Source organism: Polaromonas eurypsychrophila (assembly GCF_014641715.1).
GTDB lineage: Bacteria > Pseudomonadota > Gammaproteobacteria > Burkholderiales > Burkholderiaceae_C > Polaromonas > Polaromonas eurypsychrophila.
The window spans coordinates 240138-265986 of the sequence record NZ_BMIG01000006.1 but is presented as its reverse complement, the minus strand read 5'-3'; the positions used below and the strand labels follow the sequence as shown (position 1 = coordinate 265986).

At 62.2% G+C, this 25849-nt stretch carries 24 protein-coding genes; 14 read left to right on the top strand and 10 right to left on the bottom strand.

The genetic code is table 11. From position 1 onward, the window contains the following. Positions 1 to 305 precede the first annotated feature (305 nt). From dnaX to IEX16_RS10835, 9 genes are all read left to right on the top strand, one after another. Positions 306 to 2192 carry a DNA polymerase III subunit gamma/tau gene (dnaX, locus tag IEX16_RS10875; RefSeq protein ID WP_188708494.1) on the top strand — a complete coding sequence of 629 codons (1887 nt, stop codon included), beginning with the start codon at positions 306 to 308 and terminating at the stop codon, positions 2190 to 2192. Positions 2193 to 2220: 28 nt separating this feature from the next. Next, positions 2221 to 2553 carry a YbaB/EbfC family nucleoid-associated protein gene (locus tag IEX16_RS10870; protein ID WP_188708493.1) on the top strand — a complete coding sequence of 111 codons (333 nt, stop codon included), beginning with the start codon at positions 2221 to 2223 and terminating at the stop codon, positions 2551 to 2553. A 150-nt stretch (positions 2554 to 2703) separates the two neighbouring features. Continuing rightward, entirely contained in the window at positions 2704 to 3330 is a 627-nt protein-coding gene (gene recR / locus IEX16_RS10865) for a recombination mediator RecR (protein WP_188708492.1), read from the top strand. A 60-nt stretch (positions 3331 to 3390) separates the two neighbouring features. After that, positions 3391 to 3804 carry an MAPEG family protein gene (locus tag IEX16_RS10860; RefSeq protein ID WP_188708491.1) on the top strand — a complete coding sequence of 138 codons (414 nt, stop codon included), beginning with the start codon at positions 3391 to 3393 and terminating at the stop codon, positions 3802 to 3804. A gap of 112 nt (positions 3805 to 3916) precedes the next feature. Then, positions 3917 to 4966 carry an ABC transporter substrate-binding protein gene (locus tag IEX16_RS10855; RefSeq protein ID WP_188708490.1) on the top strand — a complete coding sequence of 350 codons (1050 nt, stop codon included), beginning with the start codon at positions 3917 to 3919 and terminating at the stop codon, positions 4964 to 4966. A gap of 176 nt (positions 4967 to 5142) precedes the next feature. Further along, positions 5143 to 5979, top strand: a complete 837-nt coding sequence (locus tag IEX16_RS10850; RefSeq protein WP_188708489.1) for an ABC transporter ATP-binding protein — start codon at positions 5143 to 5145, stop codon at positions 5977 to 5979. Positions 5980 to 5981: 2 nt separating this feature from the next. Next, complete coding sequence (locus tag IEX16_RS10845) at positions 5982 to 6821, top strand: ABC transporter permease (RefSeq protein WP_188708488.1); 840 nt, start codon at positions 5982 to 5984, stop codon at positions 6819 to 6821. Beyond that, positions 6821 to 7516 carry a glutathione S-transferase family protein gene (locus IEX16_RS10840; protein WP_188708487.1) on the top strand — a complete coding sequence of 232 codons (696 nt, stop codon included), beginning with the start codon at positions 6821 to 6823 and terminating at the stop codon, positions 7514 to 7516. Before IEX16_RS10845 ends, IEX16_RS10840 begins: the two co-directional genes overlap by 1 nt. A 121-nt stretch (positions 7517 to 7637) precedes the next feature. Beyond that, positions 7638 to 7790 carry a DUF3096 domain-containing protein gene (locus tag IEX16_RS10835; protein WP_188708486.1) on the top strand — a complete coding sequence of 51 codons (153 nt, stop codon included), beginning with the start codon at positions 7638 to 7640 and terminating at the stop codon, positions 7788 to 7790. An 18-nt stretch (positions 7791 to 7808) separates the two neighbouring features. Here IEX16_RS10835 and IEX16_RS10830 read toward each other — a convergent pair whose 3' ends face one another. The 3 genes from IEX16_RS10830 to gloB form a co-directional block, all read right to left on the bottom strand. Continuing rightward, positions 7809 to 8684: a restriction endonuclease gene (locus tag IEX16_RS10830; protein WP_229676293.1), complete on the bottom strand. Its 876-nt coding sequence runs from the start codon at positions 8682 to 8684 to the stop codon at positions 7809 to 7811. 93 nt (positions 8685 to 8777) lie between these two features. Then, positions 8778 to 10202, bottom strand: coding sequence for a transglycosylase SLT domain-containing protein (locus IEX16_RS10825; protein ID WP_229676304.1), 1425 nt, complete (start codon positions 10200 to 10202; stop codon positions 8778 to 8780). A gap of 140 nt (positions 10203 to 10342) precedes the next feature. Further along, a complete protein-coding gene (gene gloB / locus IEX16_RS10820) occupies positions 10343 to 11113 on the bottom strand; it encodes a hydroxyacylglutathione hydrolase (protein ID WP_188708484.1) in 771 nt (256 codons plus the stop codon). Between the two features lie 12 nt (positions 11114 to 11125). Here gloB and IEX16_RS10815 point away from each other — a divergent pair, with 12 nt between their 5' ends. From IEX16_RS10815 to IEX16_RS10800, 4 genes are all read left to right on the top strand, one after another. Then, entirely contained in the window at positions 11126 to 11983 is an 858-nt protein-coding gene (locus IEX16_RS10815; RefSeq protein WP_188708483.1) for a class I SAM-dependent methyltransferase, read from the top strand. A 172-nt stretch (positions 11984 to 12155) separates the two neighbouring features. Then, positions 12156 to 12629 (top strand): ribonuclease HI, encoded by a 474-nt coding sequence (rnhA, locus tag IEX16_RS10810; protein WP_188708482.1) that lies wholly within the window; start codon positions 12156 to 12158, stop codon positions 12627 to 12629. A gap of 205 nt (positions 12630 to 12834) precedes the next feature. Continuing rightward, on the top strand, positions 12835 to 14148 hold the full coding sequence (locus tag IEX16_RS10805) for an efflux RND transporter periplasmic adaptor subunit (RefSeq protein ID WP_188708481.1): 1314 nt from the start codon (positions 12835 to 12837) through the stop codon (positions 14146 to 14148). Between the two features lie 30 nt (positions 14149 to 14178). Continuing rightward, positions 14179 to 17343, top strand: a complete 3165-nt coding sequence (locus tag IEX16_RS10800) for an efflux RND transporter permease subunit (RefSeq protein WP_188708480.1) — start codon at positions 14179 to 14181, stop codon at positions 17341 to 17343. Between the two features lie 245 nt (positions 17344 to 17588). Here IEX16_RS10800 and moeA read toward each other — a convergent pair whose 3' ends face one another. From moeA to IEX16_RS10765, 7 genes are all read right to left on the bottom strand, one after another. After that, positions 17589 to 18923: a molybdopterin molybdotransferase MoeA gene (gene moeA, locus IEX16_RS10795; protein ID WP_188708479.1), complete on the bottom strand. Its 1335-nt coding sequence runs from the start codon at positions 18921 to 18923 to the stop codon at positions 17589 to 17591. Continuing rightward, positions 18920 to 19552: a molybdenum cofactor guanylyltransferase MobA gene (gene mobA / locus IEX16_RS10790; RefSeq protein WP_188708478.1), complete on the bottom strand. Its 633-nt coding sequence runs from the start codon at positions 19550 to 19552 to the stop codon at positions 18920 to 18922. Before mobA ends, moeA begins: the two co-directional genes overlap by 4 nt. A gap of 13 nt (positions 19553 to 19565) precedes the next feature. Next, positions 19566 to 20693 (bottom strand): GTP 3',8-cyclase MoaA, encoded by a 1128-nt coding sequence (gene moaA, locus IEX16_RS10785; RefSeq protein WP_188708477.1) that lies wholly within the window; start codon positions 20691 to 20693, stop codon positions 19566 to 19568. 96 nt (positions 20694 to 20789) lie between these two features. After that, positions 20790 to 21209: a BLUF domain-containing protein gene (locus tag IEX16_RS10780; protein WP_188708476.1), complete on the bottom strand. Its 420-nt coding sequence runs from the start codon at positions 21207 to 21209 to the stop codon at positions 20790 to 20792. Between the two features lie 72 nt (positions 21210 to 21281). Then, complete coding sequence (locus IEX16_RS10775; protein WP_188708475.1) at positions 21282 to 22055, bottom strand: SDR family oxidoreductase; 774 nt, start codon at positions 22053 to 22055, stop codon at positions 21282 to 21284. A gap of 92 nt (positions 22056 to 22147) precedes the next feature. Continuing rightward, on the bottom strand, positions 22148 to 23581 hold the full coding sequence (locus tag IEX16_RS10770) for an aldehyde dehydrogenase family protein (RefSeq protein ID WP_188708474.1): 1434 nt from the start codon (positions 23579 to 23581) through the stop codon (positions 22148 to 22150). A gap of 90 nt (positions 23582 to 23671) precedes the next feature. Then, positions 23672 to 24211 carry a peroxiredoxin gene (locus tag IEX16_RS10765; protein WP_229676303.1) on the bottom strand — a complete coding sequence of 180 codons (540 nt, stop codon included), beginning with the start codon at positions 24209 to 24211 and terminating at the stop codon, positions 23672 to 23674. A gap of 150 nt (positions 24212 to 24361) precedes the next feature. Between IEX16_RS10765 and IEX16_RS10760 the strand changes: the two genes are divergently transcribed. Next, positions 24362 to 25843 carry a phospholipase D family protein gene (locus IEX16_RS10760; RefSeq protein WP_229676292.1) on the top strand — a complete coding sequence of 494 codons (1482 nt, stop codon included), beginning with the start codon at positions 24362 to 24364 and terminating at the stop codon, positions 25841 to 25843. The last annotated feature ends 6 nt before the right edge of the window (positions 25844 to 25849 follow it).

Sequence of the window (25849 nt, the reverse complement as noted above, 5' to 3'; positions counted from 1 at the left end):
AAAACTTGTTTGACTTCTTCATGGCTCAATCCTCTCAGAGATTTGAGCCCCTCAAAATACGGGGCGATCAACGGCATTGGATAAAAGTGGCCTATCGATGCACTTACAGAAGTGTTCAAAACCCTATTTGAATGCCCATGAGCATGACTGCACTTCTCTATAAGGCCTTTCGGGTCGTCAAAAGGTTGCCCACTTGCCGTACGGGTTTATAGGGTTAGGCGCTCTTGATAGGCATGATTTGATCGGTGTGACACCCTCTGAGCGTCTCCCCGTATGTGCACTTCTAGGCAATCTAGAATGAAGGCATGTCGTATCTCGTCCTCGCCCGCAAATACCGCCCCCGAAATTTTGCTGAAATGGTCGGGCAGTCGCATGTGGTGCAGGCGCTGGGCAATGCGTTGACGACACAGCGTCTGCACCATGCTTACCTGTTCACCGGCACGCGCGGTGTTGGCAAAACCACCATCTCGCGCATCCTGGCCAAGTCGCTCAACTGCCTGGGCCCGGATGGGCAGGGCGGCATCACCGCCACGCCCTGCGGTGTCTGCCAGGCCTGCACCGACATCGACAGCGGCCGTTTTGTTGATTACACCGAGCTCGACGCAGCCTCGAACCGTGGCGTCGACGAGATTGCGCAGTTGCTGGAGCAGGCGGTTTACAAGCCGGTGGTCGGGCGCTTCAAGGTTTTCATGATCGACGAGGTCCACATGCTGACGAACACGGCTTTTAACGCCATGCTCAAGACGCTGGAGGAGCCGCCGGAGTACCTCAAGTTCGTGCTGGCCACGACCGACCCGCAGAAAGTTCCGGCCACCGTGCTGTCGCGCTGCCTGCAGTTCAACCTTCGGCCGATGGCGCCGGAAACCATTCTTGAACACCTGGGCCAGGTGCTGCAGGCCGAAAACGTGGCATCGGAGCCGCAGGCCCTGCGTTTGCTGGCACGCGCGGCGCGCGGCTCCATGCGTGACGCGCTGTCGCTGACCGACCAGGCGATTGCCTTTGGTTCCGGCCAGTTGCAGGAGGCCAGCGTGCGCCTGATGTTGGGCAGCGTGGACCGCAGCTACGTGTTCCAGCTGCTTGATGCGCTGGCGCGCGGCGACGGTAAAAGTGTGGTCGAGACCTCCGAGGTGTTGCGCCTCAATGGCCTCAGTGCCGCGTCCACCCTGGAAGAAATGGCCACCGTGCTGCAACGCATGGCTGTGCTGCAGGCGGTGCCTGGCATAGGCGAGGGCGACGATGCCTCCGACCCCGACATCGCTGCGACGACGCGGCTGGCCCAGGCCATGCCGGCCGACGAGACGCAATTGCTGTACAGCTTGTGCCTGCATGGTCGCGCCGAACTGGGCCTGGCGCCTGACGACTATGCGGCGCTGACCATGGTGCTGCTGCGCCTGCTGGCCTTCAAACCCGCCGGTGCGGGGGTCACCACTTCGGGGAGCGCCGTCGAGCCTCCAAAAAAGCCGCAGCTTGAGTTTGCCCCGGCTGCCCTTGCGGCCGCCCCGGCCGTTTCGTCGTTGTCAGCGCGACCCGTGGCTCTGCCACCGCCTGCGCCTTCAAATTTTGAATCAAATCGCCCTCCAGCCTCTACCCAGCGGGCGCAAGCAGCTCCTGATTTCGTAGCATTTGGTGTGCCGCAGACGCCGCCCTGGGATGATGAATTGCTGGCGACGGCATCCTCTGCGCCCGAACCTGACCCCGCGCCAGAGCGCGTACAGACCGCCGCACCTGCAGCCCCCGTGGCAACGCCTGCCACCGTGACACCGCCGCCGGACAGCCCGCTGGGTGACGAATGGACCGCGCTGGTCAACCGCATGGTGGCTGCAGAGATGATTGCGGCCCTGGCGCGTGAGCTCGCCCTGCAGTCCGAGTTGCGTTCGCAGGCGGGCGGTGTCTGGACCCTGCGCGTGGAACGCGAGTCCCTGAACCAGGCCGCTGCACGTGACAAGCTGCAGGCAGCCCTACAGACCGCGCTGAAGGACAGCGGCCTGGCGCCCCATATTGCTGTCGAACTCGGCCCGGTCGGCGATTCGCCGGCGCGGCGCAACGCTGCTGCCGCGCTGGAGCGCCAGCGCCAGGCCGAGGAAACCATACAGAACGACCCCTTCGTGCAAGACATGATGCGTGACTGGGGCGCCAAAATTGTGCCCGGCAGCATCAAGTCCGTGCTTGAGTCCGTGAGCAAGCCGATATGATTCATACCAAGTTTTAAAGGAAAAAACCATGTTCAACAAAGGACAACTCGCCGGCCTCATGAAGCAGGCGCAGGCGATGCAGGACAACCTGAAAAAAGCCCAGGATGAACTGGCCTTCATCGAAGTCACGGCGGAGTCGGGCAACGGCATGGTCAAGGTCACCATGACCTGCAAACACGATGTCAAACGCGTCGAGATCGACCCCAGCTTGCTGGGCGAGGACAAGGACATGCTGGAAGACCTGGTGGCTGCGGCTTTCAACGCGGCAGTGCGCAAGGCCGAGGATCTGAGCCAGGAAAAAATGGGCAAACTCACAGCCGGCATGCCGGGCCTCCCCGGCGGCATGAAACTCCCTTTCTGATGGCGGCTACTGCGCGAGCTCATGGCGGCGTTGCGGGTCCTGCTCAGGCCACCCTCATGCACCTGAAGTGCATTCCGGTGACCTGACACCCGCGCCTTGCCCTGAACCCGCTCGCTACGCCGTTCATGCTTTTCGTCTCTTTCACAATCTATGGCTGACTCCAACGCTCTTGAGGGATTGACCCAGGCGCTGCGGCGCCTGCCGGGCGTGGGTGCCAAATCGGCGGCGCGCATGGCTTTTCATCTGCTGCAGCACGACACGCAGGGGGCATTGCAGATCGCGCGCGCGCTGGAGCATGCGGTGCACAGCGTCAAACACTGCACCCTGTGCAACACTCTGACCGAACTCGACATCTGCAGCACCTGCGCCAACCCGGAGCGCGACCGCAGCAAGCTCTGCGTTGTCGAAACCCCAGCCGACCAGGCGGCGCTGGAGCGCACGCTGGCCTACCGCGGCCTGTACTTTGTGCTGATGGGCAAGCTCAGCCCGCTCGACGGCATCGGGCCGCACGACATTGGTCTGCAAAAGCTGTTTGACCGGGTTGTGCCACGAGGCGCGCGCGGCGAGCCGGTCACAGCGGATGCGCGGGAGGTGCAGGAAGTGATTCTGGCGACCAATTTCACTGGCGAAGGCGAGGCCACGGCCCACGTGATTTCGCAGGCGCTCAGAAGCCGCAGTGTGCAGGTCACGCGGCTGGCGCGCGGCGTGCCGGTGGGCAGCGAACTCGAATACGTGGACCTCGGCACCATCGCCCACGCGCTGGTGGACCGCCGCTAGTCTGCACCCGGCACTTTCACCCCTCCAACCATCCCGACTCCACGCCAGAAAGACCTCAACATGACTTATGTACGTTTTACTGTTGCCTACTGGTGTGTGTTGGCGGTTGCCCTGCTGCCCATTGCCTGTGCCGCGCTGGCCAAATGGGGCCAGATGACAACCCCGCCAAACAAGGGCGGCTACGACAACAACAACCCGCGCGCCTGGCTGGCGCGCCAGACCGACTGGCGTGCCCGCGCCAACGCTGCGCAGGCCAACACCTTTGAAGCACTGCCCTTTTTCTTCGCCGCCGTGATCATTGCGCACCAGTTGCAGGCGTCGCAGGTACGCCTGGACGTGTTTGCCTTTGTGTTTGTGGTCTTGCGCGTCGCCTACGTGATGATGTACGTCGCCGACATGGCGAAAAGCCGCAGTGTGATTTGGTTTTGTGCCTTGCTGGTCAATGTCGGTATTCTTTTTCTGGGCTACCGGTAACGTCTGGTAACTCGAAAACTTTCCGTACAAACCCGCACGGGATGATACCGATGCCGGTTTTTACGGGCTTGCTTATGCTGTTGCCAATCCATAAAAACACAGAGAGGCCAGCATGACTCCTTCTTTTCCCATCTCTCGCAGAACCTTTGCCGGCGCTGCCGCTTGTGGTGCGGCAGCCCTGGCTTTTCCTGCACTGCATGCCCAGGGCAAGCTTGAGAAAACCAAAATTGCCCTGGCCGTCGGCGGTAAAGCCGCGTTTTATTACTTGCCACTGACCATCACCGAGCAGCTCGGTTACTTCAAGGCCGAGGGCCTGGAAGTCGAGATCAGCGACTTTGCCGGCGGCGCGCGCGCGCTGCAGGCGGTGGTGGGTGGCTCAGCCGACGTGGTTTCGGGCGCTTACGAACACACCATCAACCTGCAGTCGAAGAACCAGATGTTCCAGGCTTTTGTGCTGCAGGGCAGGGCACCGCAGATCGCTTTTGGCGTGTCCACCAAAAACATGCCCAACTACAAGTCGGTGGCCGACCTCAGGGGCAAAAAGATCGGTGTGTCCGCGCCCGGATCGTCCACCAACATGATGGCCAACCTGGTGCTGTCGCGTGCCGGCCTCAAGGCCAGCGATGTCAGTTTCATCGGTGTCGGCACATCGGCGGGAGCGCTGGCGGCCCTGCGATCGGGGCAGATCGACGCCATGAGCAACACCGACCCGGTAATGACCATGCTGGAGCAAAAGGGCGATGTGAAAATCATCTCTGACACGCGCACCCTCAAGGGAACGATGGACGTCTTTGGTGGCCCCATGCCCGCAGCCTGCCTGTATGCGCCTATGGACTTCATCCAGAAGAACCCGAACACCTGCCAGGCACTTGCCAATGCCATCGTGCATGGTTTGAAATGGCTGCAGACGGCGGGTCCGGGCGACATCATCAAGACCGTGCCCGAGAACTACCTGCTCGGTGACCGCGGCCTTTACCTCGCGTCTTTCAACAAGGTGCGCGACGCGATTGCGCTTGACGGCATCCTCCCCGAGGAGGGCGCAAAGACGGCGCTCAGGGCACTGGCCAGTTTTGACCCCAGCATCAAGGCCGACAAGATTGACCTCAGCAAGACCTACACCAATGAGTTTGCCCGGCGCGCGAAAGACAAATTCAAGGCCTGAAAATCAGGCCCCCACGCTTGTCACTGCGTGTACTACGCTGCCCACCGGGGGGGCGCTGCGCCTGCGCGGCCCGGCGGAGCCGGTTCCGCGGCCCCGGCTGGTGTGACAGCCCCACAGCAACTGCACTTGTCTTTCTCCTCTGTTTAAGCCGCCCGGTTCGAGGCGACAATCCTCCCATGCAGCCCTTCGTCACCGATTACGCCAACGACTACGCGCTCGAGCTGCTGGACGTCACCTGCACCTTCCGGTCGCGGGACGATGCCGGGCAGGCTTACACCGCTGTCGGTCAAACCACGCTGCGCATCCGTGCCGGTGAATTTGTCTCCGTCGTCGGCCCGACCGGTTGTGGCAAGTCCACCCTGCTCAACATAGGCGCGGGCCTGCTGCCGCCGACCTCCGGCTCGGTCAAGGTGTTTGGCCAGACGCTTGCCGGCATCAACACCCGCGCGGGCTACATGTTCCAGACCGAGGCGCTGATGCCCTGGCGCAGCGCCATTGCCAACGTCATGGTCGGCCTGCAGTACCACGGCGTACCTGATGCCGAGGCGAGGGCCCAGGCGCAGGCCTGGCTGGAGCGCGTTGGCCTTGCCGATTTTGGTGACCGCTATCCGCACCAGTTGTCGGGCGGAATGCGCAAACGCACGGCCCTGGCCCAGGTGCTGGCGCTGGACCCGGACATCATCCTGATGGACGAGCCGTTTTCAGCGCTCGACATCCAGACCCGCCAGCTCATGGAAAACGAAGTGCTGGACCTCTGGGCGGCCAAAAAGAAGGCTGTGCTGTTCATCACGCATGACCTCGATGAAGCGATTGCCATGAGCGACCGGGTGGTGGTGCTGTCGGCCGGGCCGGCGACCCGCCCGATGGGAGAGTTCGACATTGACCTGCCGCGTCCACGCAACGTCGCCGAGGTGCGCACCCAGCCGCGTTTCATCGAGTTGCACACCCAGATCTGGGACGTGCTGCGCGACGAGGTGCTCAAGGGTTATGCGCAACAACTCAAAAAAGCCTGAACATGTGGTCTGCCCTGAAACCTTCGGACAAAAACCTGCGCTACTGGCAAGTCGGCTTGCTGGTGGCCTTCCTGGGACTTTGGCAACTGGCCTCGCGCGACCAGCAACTGGCGTTTTTCCTGGGTGAACCCATCAAGGTGGCTGGCCGCATCTGGTCCTGGTTCCTGCCTTTTGGCTTCGGCCCCAGTCTGCTGTTTCCCGACGGTTTGCCGGGCAATGCCGACATTTATCTGCACCTGGGCACCACGCTGCTGGAGACGGTGCTGGCCTTCGGCATTGGCACGGTGCTGGGCCTGGCTTTTGGCCTGTGGTTGGCGCTGGCGCCCATGGCCAGCGCCATCATGGATCCCTACATCAAGGCGCTCAATTCAATGCCGCGCGTGATTCTGGCGCCGATTTTTGCGATGTGGTTTGGCCTGGGCATCTGGAGCAAGGTGGCGCTGGCGGTCACGCTGGTGTTTTTCATCGTGTTTTTCAACGTCTATCAGGGGGTCAAGGAGGTCAGCCCCGTGGTGCTGGCCAATGCGCGCATGCTCGGCGCGAACCAGCGGCAACTGCTGCGCACCGTTTACCTTCCCAGCGCGACCAGCTGGGTCTTCTCCAGCCTGCACACCTCGGTGGGCCTGGCCTTTGTCGGCGCGGTGGTTGGCGAGTACCTGGGGTCGGCGCGCGGCGTCGGCTACCTGATCCTGCAGGCCGAAGGCACCTTCGATGTGAATACGGTGTTTGCCGGCATCGTGGTGCTGACGGCCTTTGCGCTGGTGCTTGACGGCATTGTCGGGCGTGTGGAAAAGCGACTCATGAAGTGGCAGCCCCGCATCGGGGATACGGAGAAGCTGTGATGAGCGATGCGGCTTCCCTGGTGCTGTATTCCGGGCCGCTGAGCATGTTCGGCGCCAAAGTGCAGATCGCCATGCTCGAAAAAAATCTGGACTTTGAACTGGTGATGGTGGCCTTCGACATGAAGCTGCTCTACCAGCCTAAACATCCCGAGGTGCTTCGCATCAACCCCAAGCAGCAGGTGCCAGTGCTCGTGCATGGCGACCTGGCACTGTTTGATTCGACTCAGATTTTCGAGTACCTCGAAGAGCTGCAACCTACGCCGAGGCTTTGGCCGGCAGGCCTCGCCAGCAAGGCCCGTGCACGCCTGCTGGAGCACCGTGCCGACGAGGTTTACTTCCCCCCGGTCATCCGCCTTATGAGCCTGCAGGACCAGTTGCAGGAGCCGGCAGCCATCGCTGCGTGTGAGGCTTGCGCCGCCTATTACCGGAGCATGGAAGTTTTGCTGGAGGGCCGTGACTGGCTGGCCGGCAGCTATTCGTTTGCCGACATTGCGTTTTACATGGCGCAGTTGTTCGGGGCCCGCATGGGTGCACCCATGGGGGAGGGCACACCGCGCCTGCTGGTCTGGCGCGAGCGCATGTCGGCACGGCCTGCAGTGCGGCAGGTCGCCGGCGCCATGGGGCGTTATTTACTGTCGCAGAACCGGGTCTTGCCGGAATTTCTGGCTGCGCTGGTGAACCAGGACACATGCTGACCCTGCAGTTGGCCGCCTGTTTGTTTGTTCCGTCCTACAGACGCCAGCCGGCGCTTTCGTTACATTGGGTGCAACCCAGCGGCCACCTGTCGCTGCCTGCAGTTCACCGCAAGGACAACCCATGAATCTTTCCGTCTCCCTCGGCCCCATCGTTTCGCTGATTGCGGGCATTTTGATTCTCATCATGCCGCGGCTGCTCAACTACATCGTGGCGATTTACCTGATTGTCATTGGGCTGATTGGCCTGTTCGGAACCGGATCATTGCGTCTGTAAGGCCTTACAGAGGGCGTCTCAGCGCTTGCCGAGCGCGATGGCCAGCAGGGCCTGTTGCTGCGCCGGTGTGCGCGTGGCGATCAACGCCAGCAATCCGGACCGATCCAGCGCATTGATGCCGTTGTATTTGGCAAAGTTGCGGGCGTTCTCGGTGAAGCTCGACGCGGTCGCATAGGTGGCGCGTTTGACCTGACGCGCCGTCATCAGGGTTAGCAGGGGATGAATTTCGCGAACGGCCAGCGGTTGCCCTGGCCATAACTTGCACACGGCTACCGCTACCGGGCCGTCTTTGCCCTGTTGTGCGTTGCGTGAATGAAGCCAGATGGTCACGCCGCCGGCTGCGCCATGGGACTGGACGAGGGTTTCCAGACCACTTTGGGCAAACAGTGTTTGGCAGACGGCGTCGAACTGCTGCGGCGACATGTCGTCGAACAGTTCTGCAGCCCATGTGGTGACCGGCGCGGGGCTTGCCGGTGCCTCCTTGGCTGGAGTGGCCGGCCTGGGCGGCGAGGTCGGCATGGTCGGCCGGCGGGGTGGAGCGGGCTCCGGAAAATCAATCAGTTTTTCGATGGCAACAGACGTGCTGGGGGGGGATGCTGGTTTGCCAGGGGCGGGCAGTCGGGGCGGACCTTCGCCCCGGCCCAGCTTGGCCCAGGGAGGTTCGTAGGCGAGGGGGTCGGCATACATGCCGGAAAAGAGCCTGCTCGTCACGTAACCGCCCGTCAATACGACGCCGAGCAGCAAGCAGACCGCACCGGTAACCCGCAAATCCCGTTGCTGGAAGGACAACATCAGCAGTCCTACGCCAACGGCCAGGACCAGCAGCCCCATCAGAAAAATAAAGCGAAAGGGTGATGCGGTCTGGGTTGCTGGGGCGGGGGGTCTAACGGCCATGGGATATGCAATCTGATCCGCTATTATTTTGATAGCTGGTTACACAGACTGGACAAGCGCAGAGGGCCGTTATTGCTTGAAGCCTTGACTGGACTAGCGCTTCTTGCTCTGGATCACGGTTTTACCCGGACTGCGCTTGACGGCCTTGATGTTGCTGCGTGCAGGCGCTGCCTTGCGCGCAGTGGTCGCCCGGACCGGCAGGAACATCACCACCTGCTGCCCCAGCTTGAATGCGGCATTGGCGCTCACGTCATTCCACTCGGCCACGCTGGCCGCGCTTTGACCGTATCGCTTGGCGATGGTCGCCACGGTTTCGCCCTTGCGTGCCTTGACGGTGCTGCGGCGGGTGACCACCTCCGGGGCGAAGGCCACCTGCGCGGTATCGGCAATGTGGCCGGCCACGTCGTTGTCCACTTTTGCGTTGCGTGGCACCAGCAGGGTTGAGCCAGCCCTGATCAGCATGCGTGGCGGAATGTTGTTGACGCCGCGCAGGTCAGCCTCGCTCATGCCGACGCGTTTGGCCGCATCGCCCACGCTGAGGGTGGCCGGCGCGGTCCAGGCCGTCCAGCTCGCATATTGGCCTTGGGTGTAGGCCTCGAAGTTGCGCTGAAACACCTTGGCATTGTCCCAGGGCAGCAGGATTTGCGGCGTGCCGGATGCGATGATCACCGGGCGGTGCGCCGACGGGTTGAGTGCCTTGAAGTCGGCGAGCGCGACGTCGGCAAGCTTCGCGGCCAGCGCCACGTCAATGTCGCGCGTGATCAGCACCTGCTGGAAGTAGGGATGGTTTTCAATCAGCGGCAGTTCGGCGCGGAAAGCCTGCGGATTGGCCACGATGTTCTTGACCGCCTGCAGCTTGGGCACATAGAGCCGGGTTTCGTCGGGCATGCGCAGGTCCTGGTAGCTGGTGCCCAGGCCGTCTTTTTTGTTTCTGGCGATGGCGCGGCCGACGCTGCCTTCGCCCCAGTTGTAGGCTGCCAGCGCCAGGTGCCAGTCACCGAACATGCGGTGGAGTTTTTGCAGGTAGTCCAGCGCGGCGCGCGTTGATGCCAGCACATCGCGGCGGTCGTCACGAAAGGCGTTTTGTTTCAGGTCGAAGTACTTGCCGGTGGCAGGCATGAACTGCCACATGCCGGCGGCTTTTGCGCTGGAAACCGCCTGCGGATTGAAGGCGCTTTCGATGTACGGTAGCAGCGCCAGCTCGGTCGGCATGTTGCGGCGTTCCAGTTCCTCGACGATGTGAAACAGGTATTTGCTTGAGCGTTCTGTCATGCGCTGAATGTAGTCAGGTCGGGTGGCGTACCACTGCTCGCGATCGGTGACCAGCTCGCCCTGCAGGTCGGGCATCGCAAAGCCGCTGCGCATGCGTTCCCACAAGTCTGAGGGTGGCTGCAAGGGGGCAACCATGCCGGATGCGGTTTGAGCCCGGCTGATGGGCGACAGCGGGCCATTCGGGAACACCGGTGGGCCCGCGAGTGCAGGGGCTGTAGACGTGGTCAACACCGGGTCACCGGGCATGCCGGGCGGACTGGTGCTTGCGCAGCCCGCGAGCAGGGCGACAGCGAGTCCGAGAAGAAAGACTTTGAGGCCTGAAGGTTGGCGGGGGAAGCGCCCGCTGGAAAGGGAGGGACAGATGAAAAACGGTCGCTGCGGGTCGGTCATTTGAATTGGTTCTTCCACTGCCTGATGGCGGCAAATACGCTGTTGTCGTCATGGGTGGCCGGATCGAAGCGCTGGGCCGCGGCCATGACAGTGGCTTGTCGGGTACGCAAAAATGGGTTGATCAGCAACTCCTGGGCAATCGAGGTGGGCAAGGTCGGCTTGCCAACGGCTCTCAAAGCGGTACAGCGTGCATGGTAACCAATCAGCTCGGTGTTGTCAGGTTCTACCGCCAGTGCAAAGCGCAGGTTGCTCAGGGTGTATTCGTGCGTACAGCAAACGCGGGTGTTGCCGGGCAGGGCAGCCAGGCGATCCAGTGAGGCCAACATTTGTGCCGGCGTACCTTCAAAAAGCCGCCCGCAACCGCCGGAAAAAAGCGTGTCGCCGCAGAACAGAAGCGGCCGCCCGTCCATGTCAGGCGTGTAAAAAGCAATGTGTCCGGCGGTGTGCCCCGGCACATCGATGATCTCAAAATCCAGGCCTAATGCCTGCACCGTGTCGCCGTCCTTCAAGCGCTTGAAGGGCTCGGGAATCGCTTCGCGGGCCGGGCCATACACTGGCGCGCCGGTGGACTCATGCAGTTCGGCGACCCCACCGGTGTGGTCAGGGTGGTGGTGCGTGACTAGAATTGAGGCCAGTTGCAAGCCGTTTTCTCGCAGCGCGTGCTGCACGGGCGCGGCGTCGCCGGGGTCGACGATGACGGCGCGCCGGCCATCGTGCAACAGCCAGAGGTAGTTGTCGTTAAACGCGGGGATGGGGATTAGGTACATACGTCGTTGTTGATGAGCTCACAAATTATAGGTTTCACCGACTGGTTCAAGACCCCGCCCGGCGAGTATTTGCTGGCGTGGGAGCGTGAGCGATTCGACCAGGCGGTGGCTGACATGTTCGGCTACCACGCGCTGCAACTGGGTCTGCCCGAACTCGACGCGCTGCGCGCCAACCGTATGCCGCATAAATGGCTGGCCCTGCAGGGCGCTTACGGCGCTTCCGCCGCGGCAGTCCCCCCGACAGGCAAGGGTCCGGATGCGACTTTCGGTGATGCTGCGAGCTCACCGCGCGTGGCACTGCTGACCGAACCCGCGGCCTTGCCGTTTCCGGAAAACAGCCTGGACCTGGTGCTGCTGCCGCACACGCTGGAGCTCAGCAGCGACCCGCACACCACGCTGCGTGAGGTCGAGCGGGTGCTGGTGCCCGAAGGCCGCGTGGTCATCAGCGGCCTGAACCCGGCCAGCCTGTGGGGCTTGCGCCAGCGCCGCGCGCATTTTTACCGGCGCCTCGGTTACGGTGAGCTGTTTTTGCCGGAAGCTGGTGAGTTCATTGGCTACTGGCGGCTGCGCGACTGGCTGCGCCTGCTCAGCTTCGAGGTCGAATCGGGTCAATTCGGCTGTTACCGCCCGGCTGTCAGCAGCCGAGCCTCGCTGGAGCGTTTTGCCTGGATGGACAAGGTGGGCGAACGTTCCTGGCCCATCTTTGGTGCGCTGTACTTTCTGGTGGCGGTCAAACGGGTGCGCGGTATGCGCCTGCTGGAGCCGGCCTGGAAGACGCAGAAAGCCACGGCGAGCGCCCCGGTGGCGATTGCCAACCAAGTCAGGCGGCCTGGCGCATTTTTACTTCCCCATAGTAGGCTGAATCAATGAAGCTCACTGCCACTCGACCGCCCCTCGCCGCGCCATGCGGCGTTGCAAATGCGCGCCGGGCCTGCGGGCCCGTCTGTGCTTTGCGCCTTGCCTGGCACACCGCTGGGCAGCCGCTTGTCAGCGATCTCACTTATTCAGCCTACTGGCAACGCACAACCCTGGACCCCGATGCATGACTGACATCCCGCCAACCGCAGCCCAGCATGTGGTGATTTATACCGATGGCGCCTGCAAGGGCAATCCTGGCCCCGGCGGATGGGGCGCCATGATGACCACCGGTGACAGCGTCAAGGAGCTGTTTGGGGGCGAGTTGACGACGACCAACAACCGCATGGAGATGACGGCCGTGATCGAGGCGTTGGCCGCTCTCAAACGCCCCTGCCGCGTCACGCTTTACGTGGACAGCCAGTATGTGCTCAAGGGCATGACTGAATGGATTAAAGGCTGGAAAGCCCGTGGCTGGCGCACGGCGGCCAAAGAGCCCGTCAAAAACGTCGATCTCTGGCAAAAGCTCGACGCGCTGGTCAGCGGCAGCGGTCACAGCATCGAGTGGGTGTGGGTGCGCGGCCATGATGGCGACCCCGGCAACGAGCGGGCCGATGTGCTGGCCAACAAGGGCGTTGACGTGGCCTTGTCCAGGCGCTGACAGGACTGCCGGGCAGCCCGCCTTGAGGTCCCGGCAAGACGCACCGTAAGCGTGCTTAGTATCAGTGCAGGATGCAGGTCCGGGCTTCGTAAAGGCCTTGTAAAGCTGCCACGTAAGCCCGTTCACCATTGGTAGAAAAGATGCAAGGTAGGGGGTGTCCTGATACATTGGGAACTTGTATCTTTTCATGACAAGTTTGGTTCCCATGGCATCAAAAATAATTTACGCGGCCGTCGCGGTGGCCGGCATCGCGCTGGCATCGGGCGCCGCATGGTGGTACCAAAAGCCCAAGGCTCCCGGCGCAAATCCGTCTCCGACCGCTGCAAGGCCGGCTGCTGCCGGTGGCTCGGGCAAACCGGTGACGGTGGAGGCTGCGAAAGTCGAAGTCGTCCGTCTGGTCGATGATGCGCAAGCGGTTGGCAGCTTGCGCTCCCGCCGCAGCGTGGTCTTGCGCCCCGAGGTCAGCGGACGCATCACCCAGCTCAATTTCATCGACGGCCAGCGCGTGCGCAAGGGTCAGGTGCTGGTGCAGTTCGACGACCAGCTTCCGCTGGCTCAGGTCCAGCAAAGCCAGGCCGAACTGTCGATCGCCCAGGCCAACCAGAAGCGCAACCAGGAGCTGGTAGCGCAGAATTTTGTCAGCCAGCGCTCCCTCGACGAAAGTGCCGCCAACCTGCAGGTCGCGCAGGCCAAGCTGTCGCTGGCCAAAGCAACCGCAGCACGCCTGAAAATTGTCGCGCCGTTTGACGGCATTGTCGGCATCCGTGTGGTCAATCCCGGCGACTATCTCAAGGATGGGGCCGACATCGTCAATATTGAAGACATCGATGCGCTGTTTGTTGATTTTCGTCTGCCCGAACGCTTTCAGAGCAAAGTCAAGCGCGGTCAAACCGCGGTGCTCGATATCGATGCCTTGCCGGGGCGCCGATTCGTCGCTCAAATTCAGGCCATCGACCCGCTGATCGATGCCAACGGCCGATCCGTGGGAATTCGCGGCTGCATCGATAACCGCCAGTTGCAATTGCGGCCCGGCATGTTTGCCCGCGCCAACACGGTGTTCAGCGTGCGCGAGACCGCCCGCGTGATTCCGGAGGAAGCGATTGTTCCGCAGGGCAACCGCCAGTTCGTCATCAAATTGCTGGACGGCCCCGACCCGCAGACTCGCTCGACCAAGCGCGTCGAGGTCAAGGTTGGCATCCGCAGCCCTGGCAAGGTGGAAATTCTGGAGGGGCTGGAGGCTGGTGATACCGTGGTTGCCGCTGGTCAGCAGCGCGTGCAGCGCGATGGCACCGTGGTTTCAGTGGTGCAAATTGGCGAACGACAAGCCGGCCAGGCCATTGCGCCTGCAGGCGGAGCGGCCAGGCCCGCAAGCACAGTCAACACGGTCGCCTTCGTGCCTGCGCTGCCCGGCCCCAACCCTTGCGGCGTGGTGAGCGTTGAGGCGCCTGTCCGGGGCGTGACGCCTCCGAGTCGGACCGCGCCCGAGCGCAAGCCGGCTGCAACGCGTGATCCCGCGTGAACGCCATCTTGACTGACGCCAGAGGTTGCCATGCAACTCGCTGAAATTTCCATTCGCCGCCCCGTTTTCGCCACGGTGCTCTCGCTTCTGATCCTGCTTGTGGGCGCTGTCAGCTTTGACCGCCTGACGGTGCGCGAGTACCCCAAGATTGACGAACCCGTGGTGACCGTCACCGTGCGTTACCCCGGCGCGTCAGCCGAAGTGATCGAATCGCAAATTTCCAAGCCGCTGGAAGACTCGATTGCTGGCATCGATGCGGTGGACGTCATCACCTCCATCAGCCGCGCCGAGCAAAGCCAGATCTCAGTGCGATTCCGGCTCGAAAAAGACCCCGATGCTGCCGCCGCCGAAGTGCGCGACCGAACCTCGCGTGTGCGCAACCGCCTGCCGCAGGCTATTGATGAACCGGTGATTGCCAAGGTCGAGGCCGATGCCTTCCCGGTGATTTTTCTGACCTTTTCCAGCGACAAGTTGTCGCGGCTGGAGATCAACGATCTGGTCAACCGGATTGCCAAGCCACGGCTGCAGACCGTGACCGGTGTGGCCGATGTGCGTATCTTCGGAGAGCGCAAGTACGCCATGCGGGTCTGGCTTGATGCCCAGAAACTGGCCGGCTACCGGCTGACCTCGCAGGACGTGGAAGACGCCATACGCCGGAGCAACCTGGAGCTGCCGGGCGGGCGCATCGAGTCGCAGCAGCGCGAGTTCAGCGTGACGTCGCAGACCAACCTGGTTCGCCCCGCGCAGTTCGCCGACATCACCATCAAGAGTGTCAATGGCTTCCCGGTGAAGATACGCGACGTGGCGCGTGTGGAAGAAGGCGCGGCCGACGAGCGCAGTGCCGTGCGCCTGAACGGCCGTGATGCGATCTCGGCCGGCGTGATCCGCCAGGCCACCGCCAACCCACTGGACCTGTCCACCGGGGTGCGGGAGATGATTCCCAAGCTCAAGCAGGACCTGCCTGAGGGCATCGTGATCGACATCGCAAATGACAATTCGGTGTTCATCGACCGTTCCATCAAAAACGTCTACGCCACCATCATTGAATCCATTGTGCTGGTGGCGCTGGTGATTTTTGTGTTCCTGCGCACCTTCCGGGCTTCCATCATCCCTCTCGTCACCATCCCGGTCAGCCTGGTCGGTACTTTCGCGCTGATGGCGCTGGCGGGGTTTTCGATCAACACGCTCACCCTGCTGGCGCTGGTGCTGGCCATCGGCCTGGTGGTGGACGACGCGATCGTGATGCTGGAGAACATCTTCCGCCACATCGAGGAAGGGCTGGACCCCTTTTCGGCCGCCATCAAGGGCGCGCGCGAGATTGGTTTTGCGGTAATCACCATGACGGCCACGCTGGTCGCGGTGTATGCGCCGCTGGCCTTCACGCCGGGACGCACCGGGCGTCTGTTCATCGAGTTTGCGCTGGCGCTGGCCGGTGCCGTGGTGGTGTCCGGCGTGGTCGCGCTGACGCTGACACCCATGATGTGTTCCGTACTGCTGCGCCACAACCCCAAGCCCAACCGTTTTGACCGCGGCATGGAGAAAATCCTGACCAGCTTCTCGGACGGTTATGGCAGGCTGCTGCGCTGGATCGTCACCACCGGCTACCGGCCGGCTCCCGGCGAACGCGGTGTGGGCGCTGCGCTGCGCCGCTTTTTCCTGCAGGCGCGCTGGATCGTGATCGGCGCCATGTTGCTCAGTGCGCTCGGCATTGCGCTGGTCTACCCGAGCATGCGTTCCGAGCTTTCGCCGATCGAGGATCGCGGCGTGATTTCGTCCAACATCACCGCACCCGACGGCGCCACGCTGGAGTACACCAACCGCTACGCGCGCGAACTCGAGAAGCTGGGCCAGCAATACCCCGAGTTCGACCGAATCTTTGCCAACGTCGGCAATCCGTCGGTGTCGCAGGGCAATGTCACCTACCGCACGGTGGACTGGGAGGAGCGCAAGCGCAGCACCATCGACATTGCCCGTGAACTCGGGCCCAAGATGGCCGCACTGCCGGGCGTGACTGCTTTTCCGATCACGCCGCCGTCGCTGGGCCAAGGCTTTCGCGATCGGCCGGTCAACTTCGTTATCCAAACTTCGGACAGCTACCAGAACCTGAACCAGGTGGTGCGCCAGATGCTTGAAGAAATCGCCAAGCAGCCCGGCATCCTGCAGCCCGACGTGGACCTGCGCCTGAACAAGCCCGAACTGCGCATCGACATTGACCGCACCCGCGCCGCCGATCTGGGCGTGCCGGTGGATGTGGTGGCGCGCGCGGTCGAAACCATGCTGGGGGGCCGTAATGTCACGCGTTACAAGCGTGAGGCCGAGCAGTACGACGTGATCGTGCAGATCCAGTCTTCCGGGCGCAGCACGCCCGAGGCGATCGACAGCATTTACGTGCGCGGCCGCAACGACACGGTGATCCCGCTGTCGGCGCTGGTCAAGGTCAGCGAAACCGTCAGTCCGCGTGAACTGAACCATTTCGGGCAACGCCGTTCGGTCACGATCTCTGCCAACCTGTCGCCCGACTACTCGCTGGGCGAAGCGCTTGTCTACATGAACCAGGCGGCGGCCAGGGTGCTCAAACCCGGTTACACCACCGACCTCAACGGCACCTCGCGCGAGTTCCGCAATTCCCAGGGCGCACTGGCGATTGTTTTTGTGCTGTCGCTGGTGTTCATTTTCCTGGTGCTGGCCGCGCAGTTTGAAAGTTTTGTTGATCCGCTGGTGATCATGCTGGCCGTGCCGTTGTCCATGATAGGCGCGCTGCTTGCGCTGAAGTGGTCGGGTGGCTCGCTCAATGTCTATTCGCAGATCGGACTGATCACGCTGGTGGGACTGATCACCAAACACGGCATCCTGATCGTCGAGTTCACCAACCAGCTGCGTGAGCACGGCATGGACATGGTCGATGCGCTGGTCAAGGCGTCGTCGCAGCGTCTGCGCCCCATCATGATGACCACCGGGGCCATGGTGCTGGGCGCCTTGCCGCTGGCGCTGGCCAGCGGCGCCGGCGCCGAAAGCCGCCAGCAAATTGGCTGGGTGATTGTGGGCGGCATGTCGCTGGGCACGATGCTCACCGTGTTCGTCGTACCGGTGATGTATTCGCTGTTTGCGCGAAGCAAGGTGCCAGGTGCGAAAACCGCCGTCGCGGTCGAAACACCGCCAGCGCACCCCCATGATCCGGAGTTAATTGGGAAGTAGCGGGGCCCCCACGCTCGCGCACTGCGTGTCGCTCCCTGCACCTTGCAGTCCGCCGTTCGCCAGAGTCTTCGCTTCTGATGCCTGTTCAAACCTGCTCAAGCAGGCTTGGAGCCGCAGGGAGCAGCCCCGAGGGGGCCGCTGCGCATGCGGACCGGCAAAGCTGTTTCCGCGGCCCCGGCTGGTATAGGAGACCGTTCGCGTCCTGTTGAAGGGTCGGAGCTACTTGCAGCGAGCGACCGCGGGGGTCACATCCAGCCGTCGAACATCATCACATCGACGTCTTCGCCTACCGCCACATTGCCTTGACCATGGTGCAGCACGATCAGTCCATTCGCTTGGGCCATCGACGAGAGCACACCCGAGCCCTGGTTGCCGGTGGTCCTGACCTGCAATGAGCCGTCAGACGCCGTATTCACCGTGCCGCGCTGGTACTCGGTGCGGCCGGGCTTCTTGCGGATCGCTTCCACGCTGCACGCCCGCAGCAGCGGTGCATGGGGCGCACTGCAACCCATCATCTGCAGCAGCGCCGGGCGCACAAACGCCAGGAAGGTCACCATCACCGCGACCGGGTTGCCAGGCAGGCCGAACAGGATGGCCCCATTGGGATTGCTATTGGTTTGATAGCTGTCTGCGCTTGCCAGAAAAGGACTGGAGGCCGATTTGGCTTGGGAAATCCGGCCCACGGCCATGGGTCGGCCGGGACGCATGGCGACGCGCCAGAAGGCCACGTCGCCGAGTTTTTTCATCATGGCCTTGGTGTAATCGGCCTCGCCGACACTGACACCGCCCGAGGTGATGATGGCGTCGGCCAGCGCGGCAGCGCTGATGAAAGCGGCTTCCAGCAAAACCGGCTCGTCGCGCACCACACCCATGTCGATGACTTCGCAGCCCAGCCGCCTGAGCATGCCGAAAACGGTGTAACGGTTGCTGTCATAGACCGCACCTTCGCGCGGCAACTCGCCCAGCGAAAGAATTTCGTCACCGGTGGAAAAGTAGGCCACCCGCAGCGGTCGTAAAACCGGCACGGTTTTCATGCCCAAAGAGGCCAACAGCCCAAGTCGAGCGGGTGTGAGCAGCTCCCCTTTTGATAGCGCCGCGCGCCCTTGCATCAGGTCTTCGCCGCGCAGCCGGCGGTTGTCGCCGGGCGTCAGCAGTTTGGCGGGGACGGTGATACTGTCGCCCTGAACGCTGACAAATTCTTGCGGCACCACGGTGTCGAGACCGGCCGGCATGATGGCGCCGGTCATGATCTTCAGGCATTCACCGGCAGCTACCGTGCCTTGCCAGGCCTTGCCGGCCAGCGCCGTGCCAACCACCTTCAATTGCAGTTCACCGCCCTCAGCCAGAGCCGCGCCAGCAAAGGCATAACCGTCCATGGCCGAGTTGTCGTGCGGTGGCACATTGAAAGGCGAGACCACGTCCTCCGCCAGCACCCGGCCCAGCGCTTCAAAGAGGGGAAGCTCAAGGCGGTCGGTCACGGGCGTGACCAGCAGCGAGAGAAAACGCGCCACGTCGGCGGCCGGCAGGGCCTGCGGATCGTAGCCCTGCAGTTCGGCCGCGATCTGTTCTATGGTCTTCACGGCCGCAAGGCCTCGAGCTGGTGCAGTTCGGCCAGCGTGTTCGCGTTGAAAAAAGCGCGCGGGTCGTCGCCAGGCTGGTTGAAAGGCACCAGCACGGTTTTGTGCTGCGCGGTCCAGGCGTCAATTTTCCGGCCACCGCCGGCGGTGAAAACCGCCAGGCTCTCAAGCATGCCGGCACGCATCAGGCAGAACACCGGCTGGGCGCGCAACTGCCCGTCTTCCTCGGGGGCGGCTACCACGGCGAAGTCGGCGTTTTCGCGCGCCAGCGCTTCGGCAAGGCGGGGTACCAGCTCTTCGCAGAACAGGGGTGTGTCGCAGGGCACGGTCAGCATATAGGGCGTTTCGCAGCGCTCCAGCCCGGTGATGAAACCGGCCAGCGGACCCGAGAATTCACCCAGACCGCCGGCGTCGGGCCACACTGGAACTCCAAAGGATTCGTAGGCGGCCAGGTTGCGGTTGGCATTTATCATGACTTCGCCGACTTGCGGCGACAGGCGCAACAGCGTGTGTAGCGCAAGCGGCACACCGTTGAAATTCTGCAAGCCCTTGTCGGCGCCACCCATGCGTGTCCCGCGCCCGCCCGCGAGGATCACACCGGTGATTTCTGCGCCGTCTATGGTGTCAATCATTTATTTATCGGGCCTAGCCGCCTATGTAACTCATCTCAACACGTTTTGCGTGGCTGTCGGACATGCCGATATCCGGCGGCAGTGCCGCGCGCAGCTCCGAATAACGGTCGTCGCGCCGCTGCCAGATGTGGGCCACGGCGGCAGAAATCTGCTCGTCCGAATAGTTGCCGCTGCGCAGCAGGGCGCGCAGGTCATGGCCCTGGCTGGCGAACAGGCAGAGGAAGAGCTTGCCTTCGGTCGAGAGTCTGGCGCGGTTGCAGTCGCCGCAAAAGGCGTTGGTGACGCTGCTGATCACGCCGACTTCACCGGCGCCGTCCTCGTAGCGCCAGCGTTCAGCAGTCTCGCCGAGGTAGTTGGCATCAATCGCTTGCAGCGGAAATTCGGTCTGCAGACGGGCTATTACCTGGGCTGAAGGCAGCACCTCGTCCATGCGCCAGCCGTTGGTGGCGCCAACGTCCATGTATTCGATAAAGCGCAGTACCACCCCCGAGTTGCGGAAGTGCCTCGCCATGGGCAGGATCTCGGCGTCGTTGGTGCCGCGCTTGACCACCATGTTGACCTTGATCGGTGCCAGGCCAACCTTGTGCGCGACCTCGATGCCGCGCAGCACGTCGGCCACCGGGAAGTCCACATCGTTCATGCGGCGGAAGACGGCGTCGTTGAGCCCGTCCAGGCTCACCGTGACACGCTGCAGGCCCGCGTTTTTCAGCGCCTGGGCTTTCTTGGCCAGCAGCGAGGCATTGGTGGTCAGGGTGATGTCCAGCGGTTGGCCACTTGGCGTCTGGATCTTCGCCAGCATCTCTATCAGCACCTCCAGGTGCTTGCGCAGCAGCGGCTCGCCACCGGTCAGGCGGATTTTTTCGACACCATGCGCGACAAAAATTTTCGTCAGCCGCGTGATTTCTTCAAAACTCAACAAGGAGGTTTGCGGCAAAAACGCATAGTCCTTGTTGAACACCTCGCTCGGCATGCAGTAGCTGCAGCGGAAGTTGCAGCGGTCGGTCACGCTGATGCGCAGGTCGTGCAGCGGCCGGGCCAGCGTGTCAGCCAGCAACCCGGTCGGTGCCTGCAATTGCGCAGGCACATGCGGCACGCGCGCGGCGTAGCGCATGTCGGCGATAGGAATGATTTTTTCAGTCATGTTCAGAAGGCGAAGGAGAGCAATTCAAGTCTTTGGCCCGCTACGACTATAGCCCGGTACCCGTCCCGCCAACACATGGGTGGGCGGCAAGGACACTCAGCCGAGCCAGCGCACGTTATCCACCACCTCGCTGAAAAAGGCGCGCAGCGAAGGAATGCTCATGGCATAGGGATCAAAGTCACGGGTGACCGAATATTTCTGGAAGAGTTGACGGTTTTCCTCAAGCGTGGACAACAGTCCCATCGACCAGCTCCCAAACCGACGTTGAGTGATCTCGGAGAAATCCAGAATGGCGGGATCGCGATGCCGTTCATCCCGCAGCAAACGGTGGTACAGCGCGTTCACCTCTGTTTTGTCTCCTTCGAGCTGCTGCAGGAAAATGCCATTGCTCAGGCACAGGGCACCCGTCACGCCCACGAGTGCGTTATTCCGCTTTGACGCGGTGAGAATATCCTTGACATCGATCGCACCGAGAATGCCTGCGGTACGGCTGGCGTAAGTAAGTTGTACAAGCATGCTTTGTCCCCAAATCGATTCAGTCTGTCACAAACCGAAATCCCCTATGCCGCGCTCGCCGTTGTAAGGTGATCAGACGCAGCGGCCACCATCCACCTCGATACACACCCCGCTGATGAACGCGGCCTCATCACTGGCCAGGTAGAGCGCGGCATTGGCCACGTCCAGCGCGGTCGAAAAACGGCCCAGCGGGATGCTGGTGAGGAACTTGGCGCGGCGTGCCTCGCCGTCGGGCCCGGTGACGCTGCCGCCGGCAAACTGGGTGGACAGCGCGGTATCGGGGTTGAACACCGGGTTGATGCAATTGACGCGGATGTTGTCGGGGCCGAATTCTGCTGCCAGTGACTTTGAGGTCGTGATCACCGCGCCCTTGGAGCCGTTGTACCAGGAGAGGCCCGGTCGCGGCCGCACGCCGGCAGTGGAGGCAATGTTGATGAAACTGCCGCCGCCACCTGCCCGGAACACCGGCACCGCGTGGAGGGTCGAGAGGTAAATACTTTTGACGTTGATCGCGTAGCAGCGGTCGAATTCTTCCTCGGTGGTCTCCAGCGCGGGCTGGTTTAGATGTGTCCAGCCAGCGTTGTTGACCATCACGTCGAGTTTGCCGTGGCGCTGCACCGCGGTATCCACCAGCGCTTTCATCTCGGCGGTTTTTGTCACGTCAGCCTTGAAAAACGAGGCGGTACCGCCCGCGGCCATGATGTCGGCCACGACTTTTTCGCCCAGCGCGCTGTTGATGTCGTTGACGATGACCTTCGCGCCTTCTGCGGCCAGCCGCCTGGCAATGCCCTCGCCAATGCCGCCGCCGGCGCCGGTGACGATGATGGATTTATTGCTCACGCGCATGGTGTTTCCTTGAATGCTATTAAATGTGTAGCTGCCAGCCCATGCCGGGAAAGGGCTGCAGTCTTTTTTGCTTGAAAAAATGGAAAACGGCTTCAGCCGTGTTTGATTGCCACGGTTTTCAGCGAGGTGAAGCCGTACAACGCTTCAAAACCTTTTTCCCGCCCGTAGCCCGAAGACTTGACGCCGCCAAACGGCAACTCCACGCCGCCACCGGCGCCGTAGTTGTTGATGAAAACCTGGCCACTTTTGACGCGTTTGGCCATGCGGAACTGGCGCCCGCCGTCCTGCGTCCAGATGCCTGCCACCAGGCCGAATTGCGTGGCGTTGGCGAGTTCGACTGCGTGGTCTTCGTCCCGGAAGCTCATGGCGCAAAGCACCGGGCCGAAGACCTCTTCCTGCGCCAGACGGTGCATCACCGGCACGTCGCGCAGCAGGGTGGGTACCTGGTAAAAGCCGGTGTCGGGCGCCTCATCGACGATCTGGCCCTGCGCCACCATGGGGATGCCCGCAACCTGCGCATCGCTGAGAAAATCCCAGACGCGCTGCTGCTGGGTCTGGCGGATCAGTGGGCCCACGTCCAGGTCCATCGTGGCCGGGCCGACGCGCAACTTCTCGAAGGCCTTGCCCAGGCGCGCCAGCACCGGCTCGTAAATGGCATCGTCGACCAGCAGGCGCGAGCCGGCCGAGCAGGTCTGGCCGGCGTTCTGCACGATGGCGTTGATGATGGCCGGGATGGCGGCGTCCAGATCGGCATCGGCAAAAACAATCTGCGGGCTTTTGCCGCCCAGCTCCAGCGTGACAGGGCAGTGGCGTTCGGCCGCCACCTGCTGGATCAGCGTGCCCACGGTCGGACTGCCGGTAAAACTGATGTGGTGGATGCCTTTGTGGCGGGCCAGCGCGTCGCCTACTTCATGGCCGTAGCCGGTGACGATGTTGATCGCGCCCGCAGGAAAACCCGCCTCAGCCGCCAGTTGCGCCACCCGTAGCAAGGACAGGCAGGCGTCTTCGGCCGGTTTGACCACACACACATTGCCGGCCGCCAGCGCGCCGCCTACGCTGCGGCCGAAAATCTGCATCGGGTAATTCCACGGGATGATGTGGCCGGTCACGCCGTGCGGCTCGCGCCAGGTCATCACGCTGTAGCCGTCGAGGTAGGGCAGGGTTTCGCCGTGGAGCTTGTCGCAGGCGCCCGCGTAAAACTCGAAGTAGCGCACCAGCGCCGCGGCGTCAGCCTTGGCCTGCTTGGTCGGTTTGCCGCAATCGCGCTGCTCGATGGCCGCCAATTCGTCGGCGTTCTCAGCGATCTTGCGCGACAGCGCCATCAGCAGCCGTCCGCGCTCTGCCGCGCTGACCTTGTGCCAGACGTTGTCCAGGCAGTCATGGGCGGCCTGAACCGCGTGGTCGATGTCCAGCGCGTTGCTGCGCTGGATCTCGTCAAAGACCTGGCCGTCGGACGGGTCCACCACGGGAATGGTTTTGCCCGACAAGGAGCGAACCGGGGCATTGGCGATGTAATTGAGTTGCATGGTTTTATTGTCGCTAGAAAGGCACCCAGAGATCATAGGCAGACTGCGAGTCTGTCGCGGTGCAGCCGTTTGGCCCTTGTTCGGCAGCAGCTATTTTCTGTCGCGATTTTGCGGAAGGTCCTTGACAGCTGCGAGCATTTTTTCGACATGCTTGAACGGGTTCAGGCTTTGGTAATAGTACGCAACCGAGCCGTTGGGCGCAATCACATAGGAAATGCGGTTGGCGTACTCTGGTCGGGTTTGCATCAGGGCGTCGAATGACTTGCTGATGGCCCGCGTTTCGTCCGAAGCGACCGGGAACTTGCCCTGACAGGACTGGCTCGAAAACCTGGACAAGGTGTCGAGGTCGTCGGTGGAGATGCCGATAACGGTCGCACCCAACGCTGCAAACTGCTCAATCGCTTCGGCAAAAGCGTGCGCCTCAATCGAACAGCCCGTGGAAAAGGCAGCTGGAAAAAAATAAACCACCACCGGCCCTTTGGTCAGTGCGTTGGCCAGCGAATAAGTAAACGTTTTGCCGGCCAGCGCCGCAGGTAAGTTGAATTTGGGCACCGTGTCACCAATATCCAGAGCAGCCCGCGCCGGGGCAATAGTCGCGAAAGCGAGCATCATCAGCCCTATCCCAATCATCCTCGTTACAAGCAGCTTCATGTGGTCAGCCAAAAAATGATAACGCCCATCTTATTCCAGCGTCCCGGCGCATGTGTATGCCGATATTTTGTCCTCGTCTGCCTGACTTTCTTTCTTGCGGCTTGCGGCAGCCTGCCTGCGTTCAAGCAGATGGAGGTGACCCGGTCGCTGCCGCCAGACGCAACGAGCCCGCTTGCCAGGGTCGTTAGCGACTCCACGCCACCCGAAGAGCACTCGGGTTTTCGCCTCTTGCCTCTAGGGGTGTATTCGCTCGATGCGCGGCTCGAACTTGCGCGGCGCGCCAAGCACAGCCTGGACGTGCAGTATTACGTCATCCAGAACGACGGCGCAGGCCGGTTGTTGCTCCGCACGCTCAAGGAGGCAGCGCAGCGCGGAGTACGTGTCCGGTTGCTGGTGGACGATCTCTACACAGCCGGTACAGAGCAGTTGCTGCTGGCGCTTGCGGCAACTCCAAACGTGGAAGTGCGGCTATTCAATCCCTTCTGCTGCGCCCGCGAGCAGCTGACCGGCCGATTGCTTGCCTCGGCTTTTGACATCGTGCGCCTTAACCACCGCATGCATAACAAGCTGTTTGTCGCTGACGGGGTCATGGCCATTGCCGGCGGACGCAACATCGCGGATGAATATTTCACACTCAACAGCGCAGCAAATTTCATCGACATGGACGCGATCGTGGTGGGCAAGGTGATTGCAGAGCTCAGTGGCATTTTTGATGACTACTGGAACAGCGAAGAGGTTTATCCGGTCGCCGCCATTGTCAAACCGCGTAACAGCCGCGCCATCATGGCGGACGATTTTGACGATTGGGTCGGCATGTCTGGTCCGGCGCCCAAGCTCACCCTGCCGCCCACCGATGTGCTGGGTTATGGCCCAATCGGCGAGGAACTCGATGCGGGGCGCATTGGCTTTTTGTGGGGTGTGGCCAATGCCGTCGCCGACCCGCCATACAAGCTGCGTTCCATGACGGCTGAGCAGGCGTTGGCCACCAGCGTGACGATGCGCGTCTGGGACCAGTTGCTGAGGGCTGAACGCGAAGTGCTGATGACGTCGCCCTACCTCGTGCCCGGTGAGCGCGGCATGGCCGCGTTTGAGGAGCTGCGCGGTCGTGGTGTGGGTTTGACGCTGCTGACCAATTCGTTTGCAGCCAACGACGAGCCACTGGTGCACAGCGGGTACGCCCGTTACCGGGTGCGGCTGCTCAAGGCGGGCGTCGACCTGTACGAGTTGAGTCCGGCGCGTACCACGCGCAACAGGCGGCTCGGGCTGTTCGGCAGCTCGCTGGGGCGGCTGCATGCCAAAACCGCGGTGATAGACAGGCGCAAAATGTTTATCGGCTCGGTTAATCTCGATCCCCGTTCTGCCACACAAAATACCGAGCTTGGCATCATGGTGGACAGCCCCCAGCTCGCTCGCGAGATGCTGCGCATCATCAATATCACCAAGCTTGAGAATGCCTATCGATTGCAGCTGGTCGCTACCACTGACACCATTGAGTGGCTGGCGATGGACGACGAGAAAGAGATTATTTTCACTGAAGAGCCAGAGACTGGCTGGCTCCGGCGCATTTATCACAGGGCGATCGGGGTTTTGGTGCCCGAAGGCCTGCTTTAAGGCGCG